Source organism: Emticicia fontis (assembly GCF_054779675.1).
The window spans coordinates 22,891-45,294 of sequence record NZ_BAAGXU010000014.1 but is presented as its reverse complement, the minus strand read 5'-3'; the positions used below and the strand labels follow the sequence as shown (position 1 = coordinate 45,294).

The following is a 22,404-nucleotide window of genomic DNA, read 5'->3' as shown; positions in this document are numbered from 1 at the left end:
AAGGGATTTATATGACTACTATCGGCCTTATCTCAGACACACACGGTTATCTGGATGAACGGGTTTTTGACCATTTCAAAGATTGCGATGAAATCTGGCATGCGGGTGATGTAGGTTCGGTCAAGATAATTGAAGAACTGAAAGCCTTTAAACCTACCCGGTTTGTATATGGAAATATTGATTCGAAAGAGATACAATGGCAATTGCCCGAACATCAGTTTTTTACAATTGAAGGTTTCAGTATCTGGATGACTCATATCGGTGGAGCACCACCGAATTATAATCCGGCGGTGAAGAAGCAATTCAAAGAGCAGATTCCTGATATTTTTATCTGTGGGCATTCGCATATTCTGCGGGTGATACGAGATGAGAAAATGAATAATATGCTTTACATGAATCCGGGGGCGGCTGGTAATGAGGGTTTTCATAAAGTAAAAACTTTATTGAAATTTTCTTTAGATAATCGAAAAATGTCTAACTTAGGGGTGATAGAGCTAGGGAAAAGAGGCGCAATTATTCGGGGTGCGTAATCCGTTGATTTTAAGATTAGCTATTATGAAGAGCATCGCTAAACGTTATTTACTAATTTTTACCTTTTTACTGTGTCTGCCTTTTACCATTTCTGCACAATTGTCATTGGGCAAAAGGATTGAATTTGAACAGAGCAGCACGATGGAAGAAGACCACCAGTTGTTTTCTCTACAAGAAAATGGTGTTCTGCTGTTTCATTCCAGTGAAGACCTGTATCACCGGAAAATGACGATAGATTTCCATAAATATGATAGTACACTCACAGAAATCTGGAAAGTCAATTTTGTTCCTGAAGAAGATTTCCTGTTAAACAAGACCTTTCAGAACGACCGCTTTTTATTCATTCTTTTCAAAAAAAAGGATAGAACTGATATAAGAGTACTACGGCTGGATTTAGAAACTGGTGATAAAACCTATGTAGAGGGCGATTTGCTGACCAATATGGATGTAGAACACCTTACTGTTCTGGAAAGTAAAGCATTTATAGGAGGTAAATACAATGACCGACCAGTGGTAGTAATGTTTAGCTTCTTCGACAAAACCTCAAAAGTATTACCGGAAATCCATGCGAATCATTTGATGATTAGCGAAATGGATGTAAGTGCTAAGAATGAAGTGGTGTATATCATGCTGAAAAACGAACGGAATTGCCAGTATATCATTAAAACTTACTCTTACGAAGGTAAACTGCTCAATACAATGGGGCTGGGAGACAAGCAAAGAACGCCTATTTCGGGTAAAATTCTGAATATGGATAATGGCGCACCGGTATTGTTGGGTAATTATGCTGAGGGATGTTCGCCACTTTCTATTGGTATTTATATGCAGAATCTCTCGAACGATTCCAAGATACAATACATAGATTTTTCAGATCTGAAGAATTTTTTCAGCTTTATGAATCCTAAAAAGGAGGAAAAAATAAAGGAGAAGATCAGACTTAAAAAGGAAAAAGGCAAAGAAGTAAAACTGCGTAACAGATTATTATTACACGATATAATTACAACGCCTGATGGCTGGATAGTAATTGCCGAAGTGTTTTATCCAGAGTATAAAGCACCTGCCAATAATGGATTTAGCAATTGGCGTAGCTATCGGATAGGGGGCGATACTTACAATAATTTCAGATATACCCATGCGATTCTTTGTGGGTTCGACCACAACGGTAAATTATTATGGGATAATAGTGTTGCGCTTAAAGATGTAGAAGGAAATGAACTGAATGCCAAAGTTCAGATTACACATCAGGATGATTTTCATATACTGGCATACCCTGATGAAGATCAGATAAAAACAGTGATAGTAAGAAAAAATGAGAAAATAAAGGATTTAGAAAGCTATGATTTAAAAGCCAACTCGGTTTCAGAAAAAATTATAGATACTGACCGTACTAACCTGATTGCCTGGTATGGTCATAGTTTTCTGGTTTATGGCTATCAAAGCATCAGAAAAGAAAACTTAGCCAATAAAGAGGTTTTTTCTATCAATAAGCTCACATACTCACTCAAAGACGGAAAGCAATAACCTACAAGAAGGCTTTTGCTTTCATTTTCTTTACCAGTTGTTTACTCTTTTTCTTATCCATCAGATACAAAGCCTTAGAGAGCCATTCGGAGCTTGTACCGTCTTTGCTGATAATAGTTACCTGTCGCAATTCGGTAACACCTATGCCAATCTTTGGATCAATGATATGTGAGTATTTCTTGCCGTCTATTTCAACAAACTGATACAAATCTCCTGAAGTTGAAACTCCACTGTTTTTTAGGTAATAATCCGTCGTATTAATGATTACTTTCCAGCCTTTTTCTTGTGGAGGAGCATTGGAAACTACTATATTTCCACCTGCCTCAATCATTGCTGATGTAATACCATTTTCTTGCAATATTTTCATCATTTCATCTTCTGCATAGCCTTTACCTATCCCACCGAAATCAATGCGCATTCCCTGCTTTTTCAGCATGATTGATTGAGATTTACTGTTTAAGACAATGTTCTCCATGCCTACTTTTGCTCTCGCTTCAGCAATTTGTGCCTCAGAAGGTAATTGCTTCTGACGCTTCATCCGTCGCCACAGTTGTGTCATAGGGCCAATGGTAATGTCAAAGTTATTCTCAGTCAAGCGTGCTCCCTTTATAGATTCCTGAACGATTTTCCAGAGGTCGTCGCTCACTTTTACAAATTCACCTGTGCCGGAGGTTCGGCATAAACGATTAATCTCACTGTCTTCCCGATAATCGCTTAAGATAATATTCAGAGTATCTAAACGAACAAAAGCTTTTTGGGAGGCCGCTAAGGCTTTGGCAGAATCGGGAGCATAGAGTACGATTCTGAACATCGTACCCATTTGCGGATGAGAAAACTCATAGCGTGTCTGTGCGTGGGTATAGAGGCAAAAAAAGAGGAATAAGCCCGAAAGGCTATTCCTCTTATTAAAAAATCGTATCAACATAAATTATTTGATTTCAAACAAAGTATCAGCCAGATTAGTGTTAGCTTCGATTTTAGAGGCTGTTAAGGCTAATTGCATCATGCCTAAATCCTGGTTTAATTTATGAGCAAATTTCACACCGCTTACATCTTTATAATCAGTATAATCAGAAGTAATGGTTTGTGAACCCATTGGCGTTTCTGCCGTAATCATCTGACGAACTTTCAAGCCTGAAGCCACATCATAGAATTCTGTCATTTTAACAGTTCCGATAGCTACTTCAATTTTATGTGCATCTGCATTATTTACTTTTTCTTTACCTACATAAGTCAATTTAGCACCCATTGTAGTATATTCTGACTCCGGTACAATAATAGCCTGCATAGCAACTGCTTTTACTTTTTCAGCATCAGTAATGTCTTCTGAGCCTTGCATACCGCTTGCACGAACTTTAGTACCGTCACATACTTGTTTTTGTACTTCGCCCATACCTGTTACACTTACAGACTGCAAGAATTTATTAGGAGATTTTTTTTGAATAAGAATTTCTAAATTGGCTCCTTGTGCTTCACCGGTAAAAGTCATGCTTAAATCTTTTATTTTTGATATCGCATCTTTGCCACCAATAGCGTTCACGTAGTTGTTTACAACTTCTTCAGCAGTTTGTGCAAATGATAATGTGCTTATAAGCAATGCCGATACAAAAAGACTAATTTTTTTCATCGATTAGATAAGTTAATGTTTAAAACTGTTGTAAAGGTGTAAAAGGATTTGAAAGTTTCCTAATAAATTTATGATAATTGGCTTTATGTAAGGAACTATGGTAGCATAAACGATGATTGCTGTTTAAATATTTCAGATAGCCCGAAATACTTACTATTTTTGGAGATATGATTATCATTAAAGGCATACCTTTCAGAAAAATAAACGGCATTACGTTGTTTCCGTTTATTATCGTGCGGCCCAAGAAGCCTACTGATATACTATTAAATCATGAGCGGATTCATATCTGGCAGCAATTAGAATTGCTGGTGATACCGTTTTATATCTGGTATGTAGCCGAATGGTTGTATCATTATGCACAATGTAAGCAATGGTGGGTGGCTTATCGGAGAATCAGTTTTGAGAAAGAAGCCTATGCTAATGAGAAAGATTTCAGTTATCTGAAAAAAAGAAAATTGTGGGCTTTTTTGAAATATAGATAGAGGCATCCAACAGATGCCTCTATCAAAGAAATATTATTCGTTATTAAATACTTTTTTGAATTGCGTAAGCAAACCTGACCAAGAATTATCTTCTTTTTGCTGAGAGATAACTTTTACTTTCGGAAACTCTTCTTTTACCTCTTTCTCTAAAATACGCTTAGCCAGTTCAGGCAATACCAGACCACCAAAAGTACCTGACGACATCATCAATAAATTGGTCTGGAACCAGTTTTGCTCTAGTAAAAAGTCTACAATTTGTTCTCTTTCGGTAAATACCAGCAATTTATCATCACCAAAAGCTTTTTTGATTTCTTCTGGTGAAATAGGAGGGAGGCGCTTCATTTCAAGCGTATGTGGCGAATAGAAAACTACTGCGGTATCAGCATCATCCATGGTGCCCTCATACTGCGGCAAAAAGTCTTTATTCAAGCTACTGAATGTGTGCAATTCATAACAGGCTATCAGACGACGGTTGGTATGAAGCATTTTAGTAGCATTAGTAGTTGCTTTTAACTTAGACGGTGCATGAGCAAAATCTCTGAAAATCAGTGTGTTGGTATTTTCACCTAATTTTTCCAGACGCTTTGAAGCGCCTTTGAAATGCTTGATAGCCTCATAAAACTCTTCATCGGTAATGCCTAAGCGGTCAAGAATAATCCTGGCACCATTCAGGTTTTTCATATTATGTTCACCAAAAATCTCCAATGGCACTTCTGTTTTGCCAACCTGCAAAATACACTTACCATTTTCAACCTTATAAGGATGTGCTTTATACGGGAATTTGCCAACATCAGTACGGTCTTTCTCGCCAATTACTTTTACAATATCGTCGGTTTCATCATAGATGATAGCTCCAGCCTTAGGCAAGCCATCAGCTAGTTCTTCAAACGTCTGCACATAGCTATCAAAAGTTTTGAAGATATTGAAATGATCCCAGGCTATCCCACTAATCAAACACACGTGCGGATGATAAAATAAAAACTTCGATTTTAAATGAACTTTTGATTCAGGGTATTCATCTCCTTCGATAATGATTACCGGAGACTCGTCATCCAGATTTACCATTACATCAAAGCCCTCTATCTGTGCGCCTACCAGATAATCAAACTTGCGGTTATGGTATTTCAGCACATGCAGAATCATACTGGTGATGCTGGTCTTACCATGACTTCCTGCTATTACTACACGCAATTTATTGAGGCTTTGCTCGTAAATATACTCAGGGAAAGAATAGACTTTTACCCCTAATTCCTGTGCTTTAGCTAACTCAGGATTATCGGCGAAAGCGTGCATCCCTAAGATAACCGCATCTAAATCCTTTGTGATTTTTTCAGGAAACCACCCTAATTCGGCAGGCAAAATACCGACTTCAGCCAATCGGCTTTTAGAAGGGTCATTTATTTCATCGTCTGAACCGGTTACGATATATCCTTTTTTATGAAGTGCAAGCGCCAGGTTGTGCATCACAGCGCCCCCGATAGCAATAAAGTGAATTTTTTGGCTCATTTATAACAAGATTTCACAAATCAACGCGTTTTTTAAAAGCTTATTCCGTTGAGTTTTGTATGATGATAGCAAAAAAAGAATGAATAAAAATTTATGAACCACAGCCACAAAAACTGTGTTATAAATATCGTTGCAAAGTTGTTAAATTTATGTCACATTTGCACAAACTTTCTGATAGAGATAGCCCTTATTGGTACAAAACCTTAAAAGTTTTTATGCATTTTACTTAGAGATGAAACGTTACATAGACCTTATTGAACAAACCTTTGAGTTTCCGACCCGGGAATTCGGTGTTGACGAAGCACACACACTTATGTTTAACAATGTTCCGTTAATGGATATTATTAAACAATATGGTACGCCATTAAAAATTAGTTATCTTCCTAAAATCTCTGAGCATATCGAAAACGCCAAGTTGCTTTTCAGAAATGCCATGAAGAAATATAATTATAAAGGGAGTTACACGTACTGTTATTGTACAAAGTCATCACATTTTAAGTTTGTTATTGAAACAGCGCTTAATAGTAATGTTCACCTCGAAACCTCGTCGGCATTTGATATTGATATTATCAGAGCTTTGTATGAGGAAGGCAAAATTAATCAGAATACTTATGTTATCTGCAATGGCTACAAGCGTCCGAGATACCTTGAAGGAATAGCTGCTTTGCATAATGATGGTTTTGTGAACTGTATTCCGATTTTAGATAATCTGAAAGAAATTGATTATTATCTGCAAAACTCTACGGCCGAAACCGTAAACCTTGGCATCAGAATTGCAACGGATGAAGAACCAAACTTTGCGTTTTATACGTCTCGTCTGGGAGTAAGATATAACGACATTAACGAGTTATATAGAGAGAAGATAAAGCCGAATCCGAGATTTAAGCTGAAAATGCTTCACTTCTTTATCAATGCGGGTATTAAAGACAATGCTTATTATTGGTCTGAGCTGACTCGTTTTATGTTTAAGTATTGTGAGATGAAGAAGATGTGCCCTGATCTGGATTCAATTGATATTGGTGGAGGGTTGCCGATTCAGACTTCATTGGTATTTAATTATGATTATCAGGCAATGATTGACGAAATCATTGAGAATATCCAATGGATTTGTAATAAAAATAACGTACCTGTACCTCATATCTTTACCGAATTTGGTAGCTATACAGTAGGAGAGAGCGGCGCGGTGATTTATAAAGTAATTGATAAAAAACAACAAAATGACCGTGAGTTATGGTATATGATTGATGGCTCGTTCATCACGCAATTACCTGATTCATGGGGCATTGGTCAGAAATATATCATGATGCCTGTGAATAATTGGGATAGCCCTTACGAAAAAGTAAATCTAGGCGGCTTGACTTGTGACTCACAGGATTTTTATAATACAGAGGCGCATTCAGAAGATTTGTATCTGCCTGTATTTGATATTGAGAATGAAGACCAGTATATCGGATTTTTCCATACCGGAGCTTATCAGGAATCCTTAGGGGGTTATGGTGGTATTCAACATTGTTTGATTCCTGCACCACAACACGTATTGGTTAATCTGGATGCTGAAGGAAATATCACAACCGAGCTTTTTGCCGGAGAACAAGACAGCGATTCGATGATGGAGATTCTGGGTTATAAATCGCAGCAAAAGAAAGAAACGCATACGATACCCGGAAATGGTTCGGCTAAAAAAAGCAAGAAAACAGCAGAAGAAGCTTTGGTGTAAAATAAACTGAGCAATAAAGCGTTTTATAAAGAACCGAAAATTATATTTTAATGAAACCTAAATTACTGATTCTTTCTCTTTTGGTGGTTGCCGCAATGACCTCTTGTCGTAAACAACAATGTCCGGCTTATGGTAAAGTTTCACCAAAAAGTGTAGCAGAGAAGAAACATTGTTAGTAATATAGATGGTTCATAGAGTATGAGAATACCCTATGAACCATTATTTTATTAATTGATAGGATTGTCTATAATAAATTTAGAAGCTTCCAGAAGGCTGCCAAACCGGTAGTCGGCCAATTCAGTATTCTCTTTTCCCGTGGCAATGTGTATGGTTTTTACACCTGCTTTCATGCCTGCTTTTACGTCTCTTTCAGCATCGCCAATCATATACGAATGAGTGGTATCAATATTATATTTGGCAATGGCTTTTTCAAGCATGAGTGAGTCAGGCTTACGCAATAAAGATTCAGAACTATATTGTGGATGATGTTTGCAGAAGTAAATGTCGTCAATGACACCCCCGCATTGGCTTTGTAGAAAATCGTAGCAGTTTAATACGTCTTCCTGAGTATAGATACCTTTAGCAATACCTGCCTGATTGGTAATAACAATCAGGAGATAACCTGCTTTTTTTAGTAAATTCAGGCCATCAACCACTCCCTCAGGAATGATATAATCTTCTATTTTATAAACATAATCAACTCGATCTTCGTTGAGTACTCCGTCACGATCAAGGAAAATGCATTTTTGCATATATCGAAATTAGGTTAGCACTGTGTGAATAATTAATATTACAAATTAAAGAAAAAATATGATAAATTGTAGCTAAAAACTGATAAAAATTTTACTTATCCTATCCCGCAAATATACACCATAAAGTTTTAACTCTTGATCGTAAGAGGTATCTTGTTCATAATTAACATAAAGCTCCTACGAAGTGTTTGTCTAAAAGTGAATCAAGTACAAGTCAAACAGATTTAGCGGCATCACGTCCTGCGGTGCGGCCGGAAAATATACATCCGCCTAAAAATGTCCCTTCTAAGGCCCGGTAACCGTGCATCCCGCCACCGCCAAAACCAGCTACTTCGCCCGCAGCATACAAACCTTTTACCACTTCTCTATTAACACCTAATACACGACCTGATAAATCGGTCTGAAGTCCACCTAAAGTTTTACGGGTTAGGATATGTAACCTGACGGCAATCAATGGCCCGAATTGCGGGTCGAGGATCTGATGCAATTTAGCAGTTCGAATCAACTTGTCGCCTATATATTGGCGAGCGCCACGAATGGCCGTAATCTGCATATCTTTATTGAATTTGTTCACTACCTGTCCGTCACGGGCAGTAATTTCTGCTTTCAGTTTTGTTAAATCTACCAGATTTTCTCCAGTCAACTCATTCATGGCTTTTACTAAATCATCCAGATTGTCTTTTACAATGAAATCTGCTCCATGCGTTTTGAATGCCTCTACCGGGCCGGGAGCCATTTTGCCTCCGGCGCGTCCTAATACTTGTAACCAATCTTTATTAGTTAAGTCAGGGTTTTGTTCAGAACCTGAAAGTGCAAATTCTTTTTTGATAATGGCCTGATTGAGAACAAACCAGGTATAATCATGCCCTGTCTGGCGGATATGTTGCAGTGTACCCAATGTATCAAAACCCGGAAATAAAGGTACGGGTAATCGATTACCTTCAGCATCAAACCACAAAGAAGAGGGGCCAGGTAAAATACGGATACCGTGTTGATGCCAGATGGGATTCCAGTTCTGAATGCCCTCGGTATAGTGCCACATCCGGTCTCTATTAATAAGATTTGCCCCGGCATTTTCCGAGATAGCCAACATACGTCCATCCACGTGCTCTGGAACGCCGGATAACATATGCTTAGGTGGTTCTCCTAATCTCTTTGGCCAGTTTTGTCGAACAAGCTCATGATTAGCGCCTATGCCACCAGAAGTAACAATCACTGCTTGTGCATGAAAAGTAAAACCATCTATTGCCACACGAGAACTCTTTTCTCCACGATTTACAGAACTCGGTTCTAATATTTCTCCCTGTATCCCAACAACTGTTTTATTTTGTACAATTAATTCATTAACCCGATGGCGAAATTTTAAGGTTATTAACCCTTTTTTTACAGCTTCCCGAACCCGATGCTCAAAGGGGGCTAATACACCCGGCCCAGTGCCCCATGTTACGTGGAATCTCGGAACAGAATTCCCATGCCCGATAGCACCATAACCCCCACGTTCGGCCCAACCCACAATCGGAAAGAAGCGTATACCTTGTTGTCTTAACCACTCTCGTTTTTCTCCGGCAGCGAAACCCACGTAGGCTTCTGCCCACTTTCGTGGCCATTCATCTTCTGGTCTGTCAAATTGAGCTGTGCCCATCCAATCGGCTAAAGCCAGTTCGTAAGAGTCTTTTATTTTGAGCCGACGTTGTTCAGGTGAATTGACCAGAAATAAACCGCCAAATGACCAGAAGGCTTGTCCGCCCATGCTTTGTTCAGGTTCCTGATCAACAATAATTACTTTCTTGCCTGCATCGGCCAATTCTGCGGCTGCTACTAAGCCTGCCAATCCGGCACCAACAATAATGGCATCAGTGGTTGTTTGCATATATTTATGAGTTTACGAGAGTAATAAGAAATGAGCTTTCAGATTATGAAGTATAAATTTTCGGAATAGAGGAATTCAATAAACTGCTAGGAATAATTAACACAATCGGGTGTTATCTCTGCAATATTTTTACACCCCGATAAACCCATAGTCAATTCAAAATCTGACATGAAATTTCTTAAGACCTCATAAACACCTCTTTCTCCACCCAGGGCTAAACCATACACATACGGGCGACCAATTGAAACAGCTGTGGCTCCCATAGCCAGCGCTTTAAAAACATCTGCTCCTGAGCGGATACCACTATCGATGATAATGGGTAATTTACCTTTTACGACCTTGGCTATAGCTGGCAGAGCTTCAAATGAACTAATAGAACCATCTACCTGCCGGCCACCGTGGTTTGATATAAATATGCCATCCATGCCGTAATCCATCGTTTTCTGCGCATCATCCACTGCCAGAATTCCTTTGAGAATAATCGGGAGTTTAGTTTGTTTCCGAAGCCAGGCTAGGTCTTCCCAGGTAGTGGCTGCATTTGAGTATAAACCCGTAAAATGCCGGATAGCCGACATTGGTTTTCCTGATTTCAATTTCTTCAAAAATCCAGATCCGGGGTAATTATTGACCATTTTAATTAACCCCTGAATAGTTTTTAAGGTGATACGCTGCTTGGTAGATGGGATTATGTTCTGCTGCATTAATTGCTGAAAAACAGGGTCAGAAGTATATTGGGCAATGCCTTTGCCTTCTAAAAAAGGCAATGAGGCCAAGTCCAAATCACGTACTCTCCAGCCAAGCATTGTTGTATCAAGCGTTACTACTATGCCCAGGCAACCACTTTTTTCTGCTCGCTGTACTAAGCTTGTGACTAATTCTCTTGATTTTGACCAATATAGTTGAAAAAAGCGCGGACTGTTACCCATCACACCAGCCGTTTCTTCCATTGGATAGGAAGCCTGATTAGAGAAAATATAAGGGATATTCAGACTACTGGCTGCCCTTGCTACTGCTAAATCAGCCTCAGCATGTGCCATTTCAAGTACACCAATAGGGGAGATGAGTAAAGGCGTATTGAATGTATGACCTAATAATTTGATAGATGTATCTCTGTTCTCTACATTCCGCAACATTCTCGGCACAATCTTACAAGATTCAAAAGCACTTCTATTGGCCCGCATCGTACTTTCAGTTCCTGCTCCTCCGGCTATATAGGCAAATGATTTAGCTGATAGTTTGTCTTTGGCCGCTGATTCGAGGGCTTCGTAGCTTATTTTAACTTTTTGATTGATACCTGCAAAGCCATTGAGATAAATCTGCCTTTGCCAGTCAAGTGCTGATGGTGGTTGTGTATGGGTCATAGATACGAAGTCTTAGGGTTGATTCAAGAAATCAGAATAGATAAAGCAATATTAAAAAAAAACAGATAGTTTATCATCATTTTTTGCAGAATGATTGTGGGAAATGGCTTAGCTAACCGTGTCACGCTCTTGTTCGGACGAGTATAAGCATGACACGGTAGGCTACATAAAAAAATCCTGCCTCGTGAGAAGCAGGATTTTTTAGTATAATTAATTAGCTAAATCTTAGTTAAAGATATAACGAAGACCTAACTGCATTTGCCATACGTCATCAACGGTTTTTGACTTAACAAATGAATCACGAAGCAAGATAGTTTCAGTTTTACCATCACCACCAGGGATTGCAACAACCTGCGTATTCATACGGTAAACAGGATTTCCAGAAGCGTCAACACTTGCTAATACTAGTGGGTTGAATGAAGTAGCTGAGTTACCTACACCCCATGCGTTGTTAATCATGTTTCCGAAGTTATAAATATCAGCTCTTACACGGATGATATTTTTCTTGTTGTTTTTACCAACTTTTACGAAGAAATCTTGTTCAACTGTTAAGTCAAAACGAGTCAACCAAGGATAGAAACCTGCGTTACGTTCTGCATATTGACCACGACGAGTTGATAAATATGGGTTGCTATCGATGAATTTATCAAAAGCTGAGGCTTGGTCTGCTGCAGTGAAAGTTTTACCACCAGTAGTTAAAGTAGTAAACATCAGATCAGACGCTTTTGCAGGCACAAATAGAAGGTCATTGATCTGACCATCACCATTCATGTCGTTTGAATAACCGTAAGAGATTTTACCACCACTTTGTGAAGTACCACCCAAAGTAATCAGAGTAGAACCACCGATTTTACCACCGTACTCAATACGGTAACTTGCATAACCTACAAAACGGTGACGAAGATCGTTATCAGCAAATCCTAAGGTATTGTAGTTTACACCACCAACCGCAGGGATATTCGCGTTTACAGTACTGTTAGCCTCTGAAAGGTTTCTAGCTATACCGTAAGTATAACCCAACATACCGCCAAAACCTTTAGAAATAGGTTTTTCTAATTTGAAAGTCAAAGAAGAAGCATTACCTAATTTAGTATTGCTTAGGATATATCCACTATTGATAGCATCATTATAGAAACGGGCAGCTGTAGCAGCAGCACCTGACAAACCAGAAGCAGGGTAACGGTCACGATTATCAGGGCCAGCAAATTTAGCATTTGGTGTTTTCAAGTTCGCGTCATAATAATAAGTAGCATTGATGTTCTTATTATAGATAAACTCTGCTGTAAAGATTAAACCTGCAAATGGCAATCTTTGGTCGATAGCGATATTAGATTTCCAAACTTGAGGGAATTTCAAGTTCTCGTCAGAGGCATTCACATTATATCCTTTGATTTTCGACAAGTCAGTTGTAGCTGGCGTATATTTAGTTGGGTCAAGAGTGAACGGATAATTAGCAGCTGCACTACCAGTTACGTTTACTAAACCGATGTTTACACCATTATTACCTAATTGGTTAGATATCAATACATAAGGCATTCTACCCAAGAAAAGACCAGAACCTCCACGGATTTGCGTTGTTCTATCACCTTTTACATCCCAGTTAAACCCGATACGTGGAGAAGCATATAATCTTGATTTTGGCATATTAGCCGTATTGATTTTATAGTTATCGCCAGTAGGGGTTTTGAAAGTCAACCCTGCAACAATATCATTGGCATAATCTACTGCAGTTGGAGCAATAGAGATATAATCACCTCTTAAACCATACGTTACTTTGAATTTGTTAGTAACCTGGTAATCATCTTGTAAATACAAGCTTGTCGTATTTACTTTCAATGTTTGCCAAGGTTTTTGACCACCTTCTAATAAGGTATAACGATAGTTAAATCTGTTGATTTCAACAGGAGAAGTCGTTAGGTTTGGATTAGCTTTATATGCTAAAGCAGCTGTTTTGAAATCTTCGATTGAGTTGAATGTCCAAACACCATTTGATGCATAGAAGAACAAGTTGTTTGAAGTAAAGTGTTCGTAAGCAGCACCTGCAGTAATTGTATGTTTACCTGCAAAAATAGTGAAGTTATCAGTGAAGTTCAAAGTAGAGTAATCCAACTTGTTATCAGGCGTAAATGGATCAAAACCTATTGTAGTATAAGTTGAACCATCTTTCAGGATATCAATTGTCGGAAACAATTGCGTACGGTATTTACGGTTTTCAATTTGTTTGTTATAAGTTGCAATAAAGTTATTTGCATACTTGCTTTTGAAAGTTGAGTTTAACTCTGCAACAATTGAACGTGTATTATCCTGAATTTTATAACCTGAGTTCTGCGTAGAAATAGCAGTAGACAAGTTGTTACGGTTACCGTTACCAGCTGTATTTGCGCTGTTAGAGTTACTGATGATAGCGTCTGATTCTGAATTGTGGTGAGAATAACGAATGGTTAATTTGTTATTATCGTTGATGTTATAATCAATACGAGTCAGGAATTTCTTAGAGTCTACTTCGTTATTATAACGATCAATTGCACCCATATCAAAATTGAAGTTAGTCTTCATGAAAGATGATAGGTCTTGTAGGTCGGCAGCTGTTGTACGAGAGATATTACCCGTTGCACCGTTACCGTTAGCTACCCAGTCCAAAGCAGGACGAGCACCTTTCACCATCTCAGCATTTACGAAGAAGAACAATTTATTTTTAAGAATAGGACCGCCTACACGGAAACCGAAAGTTTCTTCTTTGAAAGTAAGTGCAGGAATTTTATTTCCGGCAGCTGTTTTACCTATTAAATTCTGATTTTTCATGAATCCATACACTGAACCAGAATAATCATTAGTTCCTGAACGCGTTACAGCGTTGATACCAGCACCTGCAAAACCTGATTGACGTACGTCGAAAGGAGCGATGTTAATCTGAACCTCATCAATCGCGTCTAAAGAGATAGCAGTAGTACCTGTACGGCCACCCGCTTGTGCCTGGCTACCTAAACCAAAACCATTGTTGAATACAGAACCGTCAATAGTGAAGTTGTTGTAACGGCTATCTTGTCCACCAAATGAACGACCATTGCTATAAGCATTGTATTTGGTGATGTCATTCAGGTTACGTCCCAGTGTTGGAAGACGAATGATATTTTCGCGGCTAAGCGTAGTAGAAGCACCTGTGCGATCAGAGCTGAAGATATCACTTCTGGCTGCTGTTACATTTACCTCTTGTAAAATAGCGCCTTCTTCATCCATTGTAATGTCAACGTTAGAAGCAGTACCTAAGCTGGTAATGATACCCTCTTTGGCAGAATCTTTAAAACCAACAAAAGTTGCAGTAACTTTGAAAGGACCACCGATACGAACAGCAGGAAGAACATAACGACCAGTAGCGTTAGTGATAGTACCATATTTAGTACCAGATGGTTCGTGGATAGCAACGACCGTTGCACCCGGAAGAGCTGAGCCGTCTTTAGCAGTTACAACCCCACTAATCGAAGAGGTAGTAACCTGACCAAAGCCTTGAAAAGCAAAGAAAATCCCTACGAGAAGTGTGAAGGCTCCTCGCAAAAAAGTAAATTTTTGCATCATGTTTTTTTTGGAGTTAGAAATGTTTGAAGTAAAATTCATCAAGCAGATTATATTGCCGGGTACAAAGGTCTTAAAAATTTTCCCTAAAAAAAACAAGCACCCATGTGTTTTAATCACATAAGTGCTTGGTTTATAGTAATTTATAGAATATTTAATGAAAAATATTGTTTAAGTGCTATTTTTTTGTATTAAGAAATTGTTATGCGTGCCTAATATTTTTAAGAACCCATGATATTATGGCCCATTTTATCTCTTTTGGTTTGTAGGTATTTTTCATTATATGGGTTCGAAGAAATTTCGATAGGAATAGTGTCAACAATTTCCAGTCCATATCCAATTAAGCCGGCTCTTTTCTTCGGATTATTAGAAATCAACTGGATTTTTTTTACTCCCAGATCTCTTAATATCTGCGCGCCGACACCATAATCTCTTTCATCCATTTTAAAGCCCAGTTCAAGATTGGCTTCTACCGTATCTCTACCCATTTCTTGTAGTTTATAAGACTTTAATTTGTTTAAAAGTCCGATTCCACGCCCTTCCTGGTTCATATATAGTACAATACCTTTACCATTTTTCTGTACCATTTCCATTGAGGCATGTAGTTGCGGGCCACAATCACAACGGCATGAACCAAAAATATCTCCTGTCACACAAGACGAATGCACGCGTACCATAACAGGTTCGTTAGGTTCCCAGGTGCCTTTTATCAATGCTAAATGTAGTTGGTCGTTATCTAACTGACGGTAAGCAATCATATCAAAATACCCAAACTCAGTAGGCATTTCTACTCCTATTTCTCTTTTAATTAACGACTCTTTTTTTAAACGATACTCAATCAGGTCTTTAATACTGACTAATTTCATATTAAACTTGTCGGCAATTTCACGCAACTGAGGCAGGCGTGCCATTGTACCATCTTCATTCAGAATCTCAATCAATACACCGGCCGGTTGTAAACCTGCCAGAACTGCTAAGTCAATCGTAGCTTCAGTATGACCTGTTCTGCGGAGAACTCCACCATCAGCGGCTTTCAAAGGAAATATATGTCCGGGGCGGCCAAAATCTTCTGGTTTAGTATCAGGATTCACTAATGCCTGAATCGTTTTGGCACGGTCGCTGGCTGAAATACCTGTAGTACAGCCATTGCCTAGTAAGTCAATCGATACAGTAAAGGCAGTTTCATGCTGGGCAGTATTGTTGCCTACCATCATACTAAGCTCTAATTCTTCACAACGCTTGGCGGTGATAGGTGTACACATCAAGCCGCGACCCTCTTTCACCATGAAATTGACCATTTCGGGGGTAGTCTTTTCGGCAGCACACACAAAATCACCTTCATTTTCACGATCTTCGTCGTCTACTACTATTATTATTTTTCCATTGCGAATATCCTCAATCGCATCTTCTATACGGTCTAACATTATAATAAATAATTATGCTGGTTTTGTTGGTAAAACAGATTGTGCAGAGAAATCGTTTGTAAAGGTACAAGTTTTCAACAAAACACTTATACTATTGTACTAATTGACCCGCCATTAAGGCCATTTGAAGAGATATATAAAATAAACTTTCAAAAATTCTTGGAAGTTCGTTTTCTGTTGTTATATATTTGTATCATGAAAACGGAAGAGATAAGACAGCAGTTTGTACAGGCCTGGGGCGTACTCGGAACCTCATGGGGCATTAGTCGCTCTATGGCGCAGGTGCATGCTTTGCTTTTGCTGAATAAAGATGAAATGAGCACGGAGGAGGTGATGGAAGAGCTGAAACTGTCAAGAGGGAATGTAAATATGGTGCTGAGAGACCTGGTAGGATGGAATCTGATTTATAAACAAACCAAGCCGGGAGACAGAAAAGAGTATTTTATAGCAGAGCATGATATATGGCAGATCGCCGTCAGGATTATTACTGAGCGTAAAAAACGTGAAATAATGCCTGCTAAACAGACTGTAAAGATGCTGATAAATAATACCTCTGATGCCAAAGATGCTGACCAATTGCACGTAAAAAATATGCTGACTGAATTGAATAGTTTTATTGAACAGATGGATACATTGAGCGATTTATTATTGAAAGCAGAGAAAAATGCGCTTTTGAAAAACGTATTGAAACTCATGAGTTAAATTTTTTTATAACGAACTTCCGAAAATTCTTGAAAATATGAGAACTTTAAGTGGTCATAAATTGCTTCTGGATGCCGATTGCCCGATGTGCCGGATGTATGGCAAAGGTTTTGAAAAAGCCGGTTGGGTAGATAAGGAAACTTATAGTCCTTACCAAAACTTTACGATTTCTGCCGGTGTGCCTGTTGATATGAATAAAGCTCGTCATGAGATCGCCTTAGTAGACACCCAACAAAATGTAGTAAGATATGGCATCGATGCAATTGAGCATATTGTTACGAATAGATTTCCTGGCCTAATTCCTGTGCTGGAATGGAAGCCGGTTGATTTTTTCTTACGTAAGCTTTATAAGTTCATTTCTTTTAATCGCAAAGTGATAGCACCAAGTGAGGCAAAAGAAGGGGTAAATGCTTGTGTGCCTGATTTGAATATTAAGTATCGCTTATTGTATATCGCATTTGTAGTCATTGTTTCCTCAACTGTCCTGTATCAGTATACAAAGCCGATTAATGATGTGCTTGACTGGCAAAATCATTTGGGTAGGGAGTTTCTGATTTGTATTGGGCAAATCTTATGGCAGGTAGTATTCCTAGGTAGTTTATTGAAAGATAAACTATTGGATTATCTGGGAAATATGATGACGGTATCTATGATAGGCACTTTGCTCTTATTGCCTATGCTATTGGTTAAAAATATTGGGCCTTTGTATTATCTGATTTACTTTATAGGAGTGGTAAGTTTTATGCTCTGGGAACATAGCAGACGTAGTAAAATCTTAAAGATAGGCTATTGGCCTACTATCTCATGGGTTTTATACCGTATGGTCGCTTTAGTTATCATTTTGATTCTGAACCCATAAAAACTATTAAAATGAAAATAGTGATTGCAGGAGGAACCGGCTTTTTAGGAAAAGCATTCCTGAAATATTTCTCAGAGAAAGGCCATGAGGTATTGATTCTGACCCGAAACCCAAAAGAGTCTAATGAAATATATTGGGATGCTATCAATATAGGCGATTGGATTGAGGTATTAGAGAGGATAGATGTATTGATTAACTTGACTGGTAAATGTGTTGATTGTCGGTATACAGAAGAGAATAAAAAGGCCATTCTTGAATCAAGAGTGAAAAGTACTCAGGTTTTACAAAAAGCGATTAATCTGTGTAAGATTCCACCGAAAGTATGGTTGAATTCAAGCAGTGCCACTATTTATGTGCATGCTGAAACACAGGCTATGGATGAAGATAATGGAGTAATCGGTGATGATTTTTCGATGAATATCTGTAAAAGTTGGGAGAAGGCATTTTTTGAAGATACTAATACACCCATCAGAAAAGTAGCTTTGAGAACTTCTATTGTTTTGGGAAATGAGGGTGGAGGATTCCCGAAAATGAAAATGATAAGTAGGCTGGGTTTAGGAGGGAAACAAGGTAGCGGTGAGCAAATGATGAGCTGGATTCACGAAAAGGACTTTTGCAGAGCCGTTGAATTTATTATTGAGCATCCTGAGTTGACTAAAAAAGTAAATATTGCCACACCGAATCCTCTGAAAAATGAGGAGTTTATGAAAAGTCTGCGAAAATCAATGGGCATACCCATTGGCATCAATAGTCCCGTCTTTGTTTTAGAACTGGCCTCGCTTTTTATCAGAACCGAAACCGAACTGCTGTTGAAAAGTAGAAATGTATATCCTAAGAGGCTTCTGGAGAGTGGATTTCAGTTTGAGTTTCCGACTATTGCTCAGGCTTTCGCAGATTTGAACTAATAAAAAATGGAGGCTTTTGACCTCCATTTTTTTGTAAACAACTATTTAAAGAATCTCTTATTTCTTCTCAAAATCTCTATGATTTGACTCATCATACAATCTTTCTTTCGGAAGACTTCTGAAGTAATCATAAGTAATGGCCAAACCTTCTGCACGTGTTACTTTTGGTTCCCAACCTAATATTTCTTTAGCTTTGGTAATATCCGGCTGACGTTGCTTAGGGTCGTCTTTTGGTAATGGTTTGTACACAATTTTCTGGTCAGTGCCTGTCAGTTTGATGATTTCTTCCGCAAATTGCTTAATCGTGATTTCTGCCGGGTTACCGATATTTACCGGATAAGCATAGTCAGATAACAATAAACGATAGATACCTTCTACTAAATCAGCTACATAACAGAATGAACGTGTTTGCGAGCCGTCTCCGAAAATAGTTATGTCTTCACCACGTAATGCCTGGCCGATGAATGCTGGTAATACACGACCATCATTCAGACGCATACGAGGGCCATACGTATTGAAAATACGTACAATTCTTGTTTCCAAACCGTGATAGGTATGGTAGGCCATTGTCATCGCTTCCTGAAAACGTTTGGCTTCGTCGTAAACTCCACGAGGACCTACCGGATTTACGTGTCCCCAGTACTCTTCTGTTTGTGGGTGAACCAGTGGGTCACCATAAACTTCAGAAGTAGAAGCAATGATTACACGTGCTTTTTTCACACGAGCCAAACCAAGACAGTTGTGAATACCCAATGAACCCACTTTCAGTGTCTGAATCGGGATTTTCAGGTAATCAATCGGGCTGGCAGGTGAGGCAAAATGCAGGATATAATCCAATTCACCCGGTACATGGATAAACTTGCTTACATCGTGGTGATAAAACTCAAAATTCGGGTGCTTGAACAAATGTTCGATATTGCGTAAATCTCCTGTGATGAGATTATCCATCGCAATTACATAATGCCCTTCTTTGATAAATCTATCGCAAAGGTGTGAGCCTAAAAAACCGGCGCCACCTGTGATAAGAACTCTTTTCATAGAAATATATTAATTTCCCCTGTATGCTGAATAAATAGGAGGAAAGCTCAGCAGGATAGGGGAGGTTTATGCCCGATTGCTTTCCGGAATATATTTAAGCTTATACTGTTTCTCTACCAATGCTATAATAAGTATAGCCTAGTTCCTTCATGTCTTTCAACTCATAAAGGTTACGTCCGTCAAAGATAACTTTATTTTTCAAACCTGCCATTTTTTCAAAATCAGGCGTGCGGAATTCCGGCCATTCGGTCATGATCATCAGTGCATCAGCACCTTCAAGGGCTTCGTAAGGGTTTTTAGCGTATTTTACTTTTTTACCTACTACACCACGTACGTTTTCCATCGCTTCCGGATCATATACTACCACTTTAGCACCTGCTTTTCTTAATTCTTTGATGTTATACAAAGCCGGAGCCTCACGGATATCGTCTGTGTGTGGTTTAAACGCCAATCCCCACAAAGCAATGGTTTTTCCTTTCAAATCACCGTTGAAATATTTTTTCAAATGTGGCATTAATTTGGTTTTTTGCTTTTCGTTCACTTTCATTACTGATTTCAGAATCTTGAAATCGTAATCAAAATCGTTAGCAGTTTTTTCTAGGGCCTGTACGTCTTTCGGGAAACAGCTACCACCATAACCAATGCCGGCAAACAAGAAACGTTTTCCGATACGGCTATCAGTACCAATACCTCTACGAATATCATCAACGTTTGCATTGGTTTTTTCGCAAAGGTTTGCGATTTCGTTCATGAAAGTGATTTTCATAGCTAAGAATGCATTGGCCGCATATTTAGTCATTTCAGCCGAGCGCTCATCCATAAAAATAATCGGATTTCCTTGACGAACTAATGGTGCATATAGCTTCTCCATTACTTTTTTCGCCTTATCAGATTTTGTGCCAATTACTACACGGTCTGGTTTCATGAAGTCTTCTACGGCCACACCTTCTCTCAAAAACTCAGGATTTGACACTACATCAAATTCTACTTTGGCATTTTTAGCGATACGCTCGTGTACTTTTTCGGCAGTACCAACTGGTACGGTACTTTTGTCAATAATTACGGCATAGTTTTCTAATAATGGACCTAAGTCGTTGGCTACACCTAAGATATATTTCAAATCAGCAGAACCATCTTCGCCCGGAGGGGTTGGTAAAGCTAAGAAAATAACCTGTGCATCTTTAATACCCTCAGCAAGGTTTGTAGTAAACTTCAAACGACCTTCTTTTGTGTTACGTTCAAATATAACATCAAGCCCCGGTTCGTAGATAGTTAGTTTACCTTTATTTAATTTTTCAACTTTACGACTATCAATATCTACGCAAGTTACCTGATTCCCTGTTTCTGCAAAACAAGTACCGGTAACCAAACCAACATAACCTGTTCCAACGACTGCGATTTTCATATTAAATGTGATTCAGATTTTAAAAAATTGTTTACTGCTTTTTAAGAGCAAAAAATATGCCGTAAAATTAGATTTTTTTTTGAGAATACTCCTAGCGTCAATTATTAAAAATTGAAAATTATTTTCAAAAATAGGTACTTAATGAACAAGTACCTCATTTAAGTCTATATTTTAGTGGTTAAGTGATAGTTTTTTTATTGAGCGGAGTCGTTGTCTTAATGCGAAGAAATCAAGATTTTATCTTTTGTCTGAATCCTTATTTTGTAAGTAGCATTTAGTTAAAATTTACTAAGTAAAAATAGGGAGAATACTTTAACATCTAGTTTTAACGTTTTTAATTGAATTTTCATGAATACAAACTTGCATTGACAAGTTTTTCTTACGTAATTTCACTGTCCAATCAATTGACGACCCTTAAAAAATACTACGACATTGAATAGAAGAGATGCCATGCAAAGAGTGGCCTTCCTGATGGGAGGTGCTTTGTCTGCCCCTACAATGATTGCTATGTTGGAAGGTTGTAAATCCAATACGGCTACTGAAGCCACCACTTCAGCTTTCTCATTATCTGCCGATTACAAAAACCTGGTTTCTGAAATTGCCGAGATAATTATCCCAAAAACAACAACCCCAGGCGCTAAAGATGCGGGTGTGGGTCCTTTCATAGAAATGATGCTGAAAGATTGTTATAACGAAACTCAGCAGGAACACTTCAAAAAAGGCCTGGATAATTTAGAAGAAGCTTCTAAGAAAGATTTCGGTGGAAAGAAATTTCTGGAACTTACACCGGAACAACAAACGACTCTTCTGAAGAAGTTTGAGCAAATGTCTATTGCTGAAACGAAAGAAAACGATCAATCGAAGAAAATCGTAGATAACGAAACAGGATTGGTGAAAGATCCTAAAGCCGCAGATCCTAAAGCTGGTGAGAAAACCCAGCGGACTGTTCCTCCGGTTCCTTTCTTCAAATTAATGAAAGAATTGACCTTGTTGGGTTACTTTACTTCGGAGGCAGGTGCGAAAAACGCATTGGCTTATGTGGCGATACCGGGTAGATATGAAGGTTGTGTGAAGATGACTCCGGGACAAAAAGTATGGGCTTTGTAAAAAAACTTAAAAGAAATTCAACCTACA

19 protein-coding genes are annotated in these 22,404 nt (G+C 38.5%); 9 read left to right on the top strand and 10 right to left on the bottom strand.

Annotation, left to right across the window (positions count from 1 at the left end):
- Positions 1–11 precede the first annotated feature (11 nt).
- Together ACYVFA_RS08325 and ACYVFA_RS08320 are read left to right on the top strand one after the other, a co-directional pair.
- A complete protein-coding gene (locus ACYVFA_RS08325) occupies positions 12–530 on the top strand; it encodes a metallophosphoesterase family protein (protein ID WP_460471356.1) in 519 nt (172 codons plus the stop codon).
- Positions 531–555: 25 nt separating this feature from the next.
- Positions 556–2,052: a hypothetical protein gene (locus ACYVFA_RS08320; protein WP_460471355.1), complete on the top strand. Its 1,497-nt coding sequence runs from the start codon at positions 556–558 to the stop codon at positions 2,050–2,052.
- Position 2,053: 1 nt separating this feature from the next.
- Here the strand turns inward: ACYVFA_RS08320 and ACYVFA_RS08315 are convergent, their stop codons facing one another.
- Both ACYVFA_RS08315 and ACYVFA_RS08310 read right to left on the bottom strand, forming a co-directional pair.
- On the bottom strand, positions 2,054–2,977 hold the full coding sequence (locus ACYVFA_RS08315; protein ID WP_460471354.1) for an FAD:protein FMN transferase: 924 nt from the start codon (positions 2,975–2,977) through the stop codon (positions 2,054–2,056).
- 3 nt (positions 2,978–2,980) lie between these two features.
- Complete coding sequence (locus ACYVFA_RS08310) at positions 2,981–3,679, bottom strand: hypothetical protein (RefSeq protein WP_460471353.1); 699 nt, start codon at positions 3,677–3,679, stop codon at positions 2,981–2,983.
- Positions 3,680–3,846: 167 nt separating this feature from the next.
- Between ACYVFA_RS08310 and ACYVFA_RS08305 the strand changes: the two genes are divergently transcribed.
- Positions 3,847–4,161 (top strand): hypothetical protein, encoded by a 315-nt coding sequence (locus ACYVFA_RS08305; protein ID WP_460471352.1) that lies wholly within the window; start codon positions 3,847–3,849, stop codon positions 4,159–4,161.
- 33 nt (positions 4,162–4,194) lie between these two features.
- On the opposite strand, the gene ACYVFA_RS08300 is transcribed toward ACYVFA_RS08305, so the two are convergent.
- The gene (locus ACYVFA_RS08300; protein WP_460471351.1) at positions 4,195–5,667 is read right to left on the bottom strand and encodes a UDP-N-acetylmuramate--L-alanine ligase; all 1,473 of its coding nucleotides are present in this window, start codon (positions 5,665–5,667) and stop codon (positions 4,195–4,197) included.
- 232 nt (positions 5,668–5,899) lie between these two features.
- Between ACYVFA_RS08300 and ACYVFA_RS08295 the strand changes: the two genes are divergently transcribed.
- Both ACYVFA_RS08295 and ACYVFA_RS08290 read left to right on the top strand, forming a co-directional pair.
- Positions 5,900–7,384, top strand: coding sequence for a type III PLP-dependent enzyme domain-containing protein (locus ACYVFA_RS08295; protein ID WP_460471350.1), 1,485 nt, complete (start codon positions 5,900–5,902; stop codon positions 7,382–7,384).
- Between the two features lie 50 nt (positions 7,385–7,434).
- Positions 7,435–7,560, top strand: coding sequence for a hypothetical protein (locus ACYVFA_RS08290; protein ID WP_460471349.1), 126 nt, complete (start codon positions 7,435–7,437; stop codon positions 7,558–7,560).
- Between the two features lie 51 nt (positions 7,561–7,611).
- Here ACYVFA_RS08290 and ACYVFA_RS08285 read toward each other — a convergent pair whose 3' ends face one another.
- The 5 genes from ACYVFA_RS08285 to ACYVFA_RS08265 all read right to left on the bottom strand — a co-directional run bounded on the left by ACYVFA_RS08285 (position 7,612) and on the right by ACYVFA_RS08265 (position 16,361).
- Positions 7,612–8,136, bottom strand: coding sequence for a D-glycero-alpha-D-manno-heptose-1,7-bisphosphate 7-phosphatase (locus ACYVFA_RS08285; RefSeq protein ID WP_460471348.1), 525 nt, complete (start codon positions 8,134–8,136; stop codon positions 7,612–7,614).
- Between the two features lie 214 nt (positions 8,137–8,350).
- The gene (locus ACYVFA_RS08280; RefSeq protein WP_460471347.1) at positions 8,351–10,006 is read right to left on the bottom strand and encodes an FAD-binding dehydrogenase; all 1,656 of its coding nucleotides are present in this window, start codon (positions 10,004–10,006) and stop codon (positions 8,351–8,353) included.
- Positions 10,007–10,092: 86 nt separating this feature from the next.
- Positions 10,093–11,367, bottom strand: a complete 1,275-nt coding sequence (locus ACYVFA_RS08275; RefSeq protein WP_460471346.1) for a lactate 2-monooxygenase — start codon at positions 11,365–11,367, stop codon at positions 10,093–10,095.
- A 225-nt stretch (positions 11,368–11,592) separates the two neighbouring features.
- A complete protein-coding gene (locus tag ACYVFA_RS08270; protein WP_460471345.1) occupies positions 11,593–14,940 on the bottom strand; it encodes a TonB-dependent receptor in 3,348 nt (1,115 codons plus the stop codon).
- A gap of 218 nt (positions 14,941–15,158) precedes the next feature.
- Positions 15,159–16,361 carry a bifunctional 3,4-dihydroxy-2-butanone-4-phosphate synthase/GTP cyclohydrolase II gene (locus tag ACYVFA_RS08265; protein WP_460471344.1) on the bottom strand — a complete coding sequence of 401 codons (1,203 nt, stop codon included), beginning with the start codon at positions 16,359–16,361 and terminating at the stop codon, positions 15,159–15,161.
- A gap of 195 nt (positions 16,362–16,556) precedes the next feature.
- Between ACYVFA_RS08265 and ACYVFA_RS08260 the strand changes: the two genes are divergently transcribed.
- From ACYVFA_RS08260 to ACYVFA_RS08250, 3 genes are read left to right on the top strand one after another with little or no spacing between them, the layout of a single operon-like run.
- Positions 16,557–17,063: a GbsR/MarR family transcriptional regulator gene (locus ACYVFA_RS08260; RefSeq protein ID WP_460471343.1), complete on the top strand. Its 507-nt coding sequence runs from the start codon at positions 16,557–16,559 to the stop codon at positions 17,061–17,063.
- A 37-nt stretch (positions 17,064–17,100) separates the two neighbouring features.
- The gene (locus ACYVFA_RS08255; protein WP_460471342.1) at positions 17,101–17,922 is read left to right on the top strand and encodes a hypothetical protein; all 822 of its coding nucleotides are present in this window, start codon (positions 17,101–17,103) and stop codon (positions 17,920–17,922) included.
- Between the two features lie 11 nt (positions 17,923–17,933).
- Complete coding sequence (locus ACYVFA_RS08250) at positions 17,934–18,827, top strand: epimerase (protein ID WP_460471341.1); 894 nt, start codon at positions 17,934–17,936, stop codon at positions 18,825–18,827.
- A gap of 57 nt (positions 18,828–18,884) precedes the next feature.
- On the opposite strand, the gene ACYVFA_RS08245 is transcribed toward ACYVFA_RS08250, so the two are convergent.
- Both ACYVFA_RS08245 and ACYVFA_RS08240 read right to left on the bottom strand, forming a co-directional pair.
- On the bottom strand, positions 18,885–19,865 hold the full coding sequence (locus ACYVFA_RS08245; RefSeq protein WP_460471340.1) for a UDP-glucuronic acid decarboxylase family protein: 981 nt from the start codon (positions 19,863–19,865) through the stop codon (positions 18,885–18,887).
- 100 nt (positions 19,866–19,965) lie between these two features.
- Entirely contained in the window at positions 19,966–21,270 is a 1,305-nt protein-coding gene (locus ACYVFA_RS08240; protein ID WP_460471339.1) for a UDP-glucose dehydrogenase family protein, read from the bottom strand.
- 432 nt (positions 21,271–21,702) lie between these two features.
- On the opposite strand from ACYVFA_RS08240, the gene ACYVFA_RS08235 reads away from it, so the two are divergent.
- On the top strand, positions 21,703–22,377 hold the full coding sequence (locus ACYVFA_RS08235) for a gluconate 2-dehydrogenase subunit 3 family protein (RefSeq protein WP_460471338.1): 675 nt from the start codon (positions 21,703–21,705) through the stop codon (positions 22,375–22,377).
- Positions 22,378–22,404 lie beyond the last annotated feature (27 nt).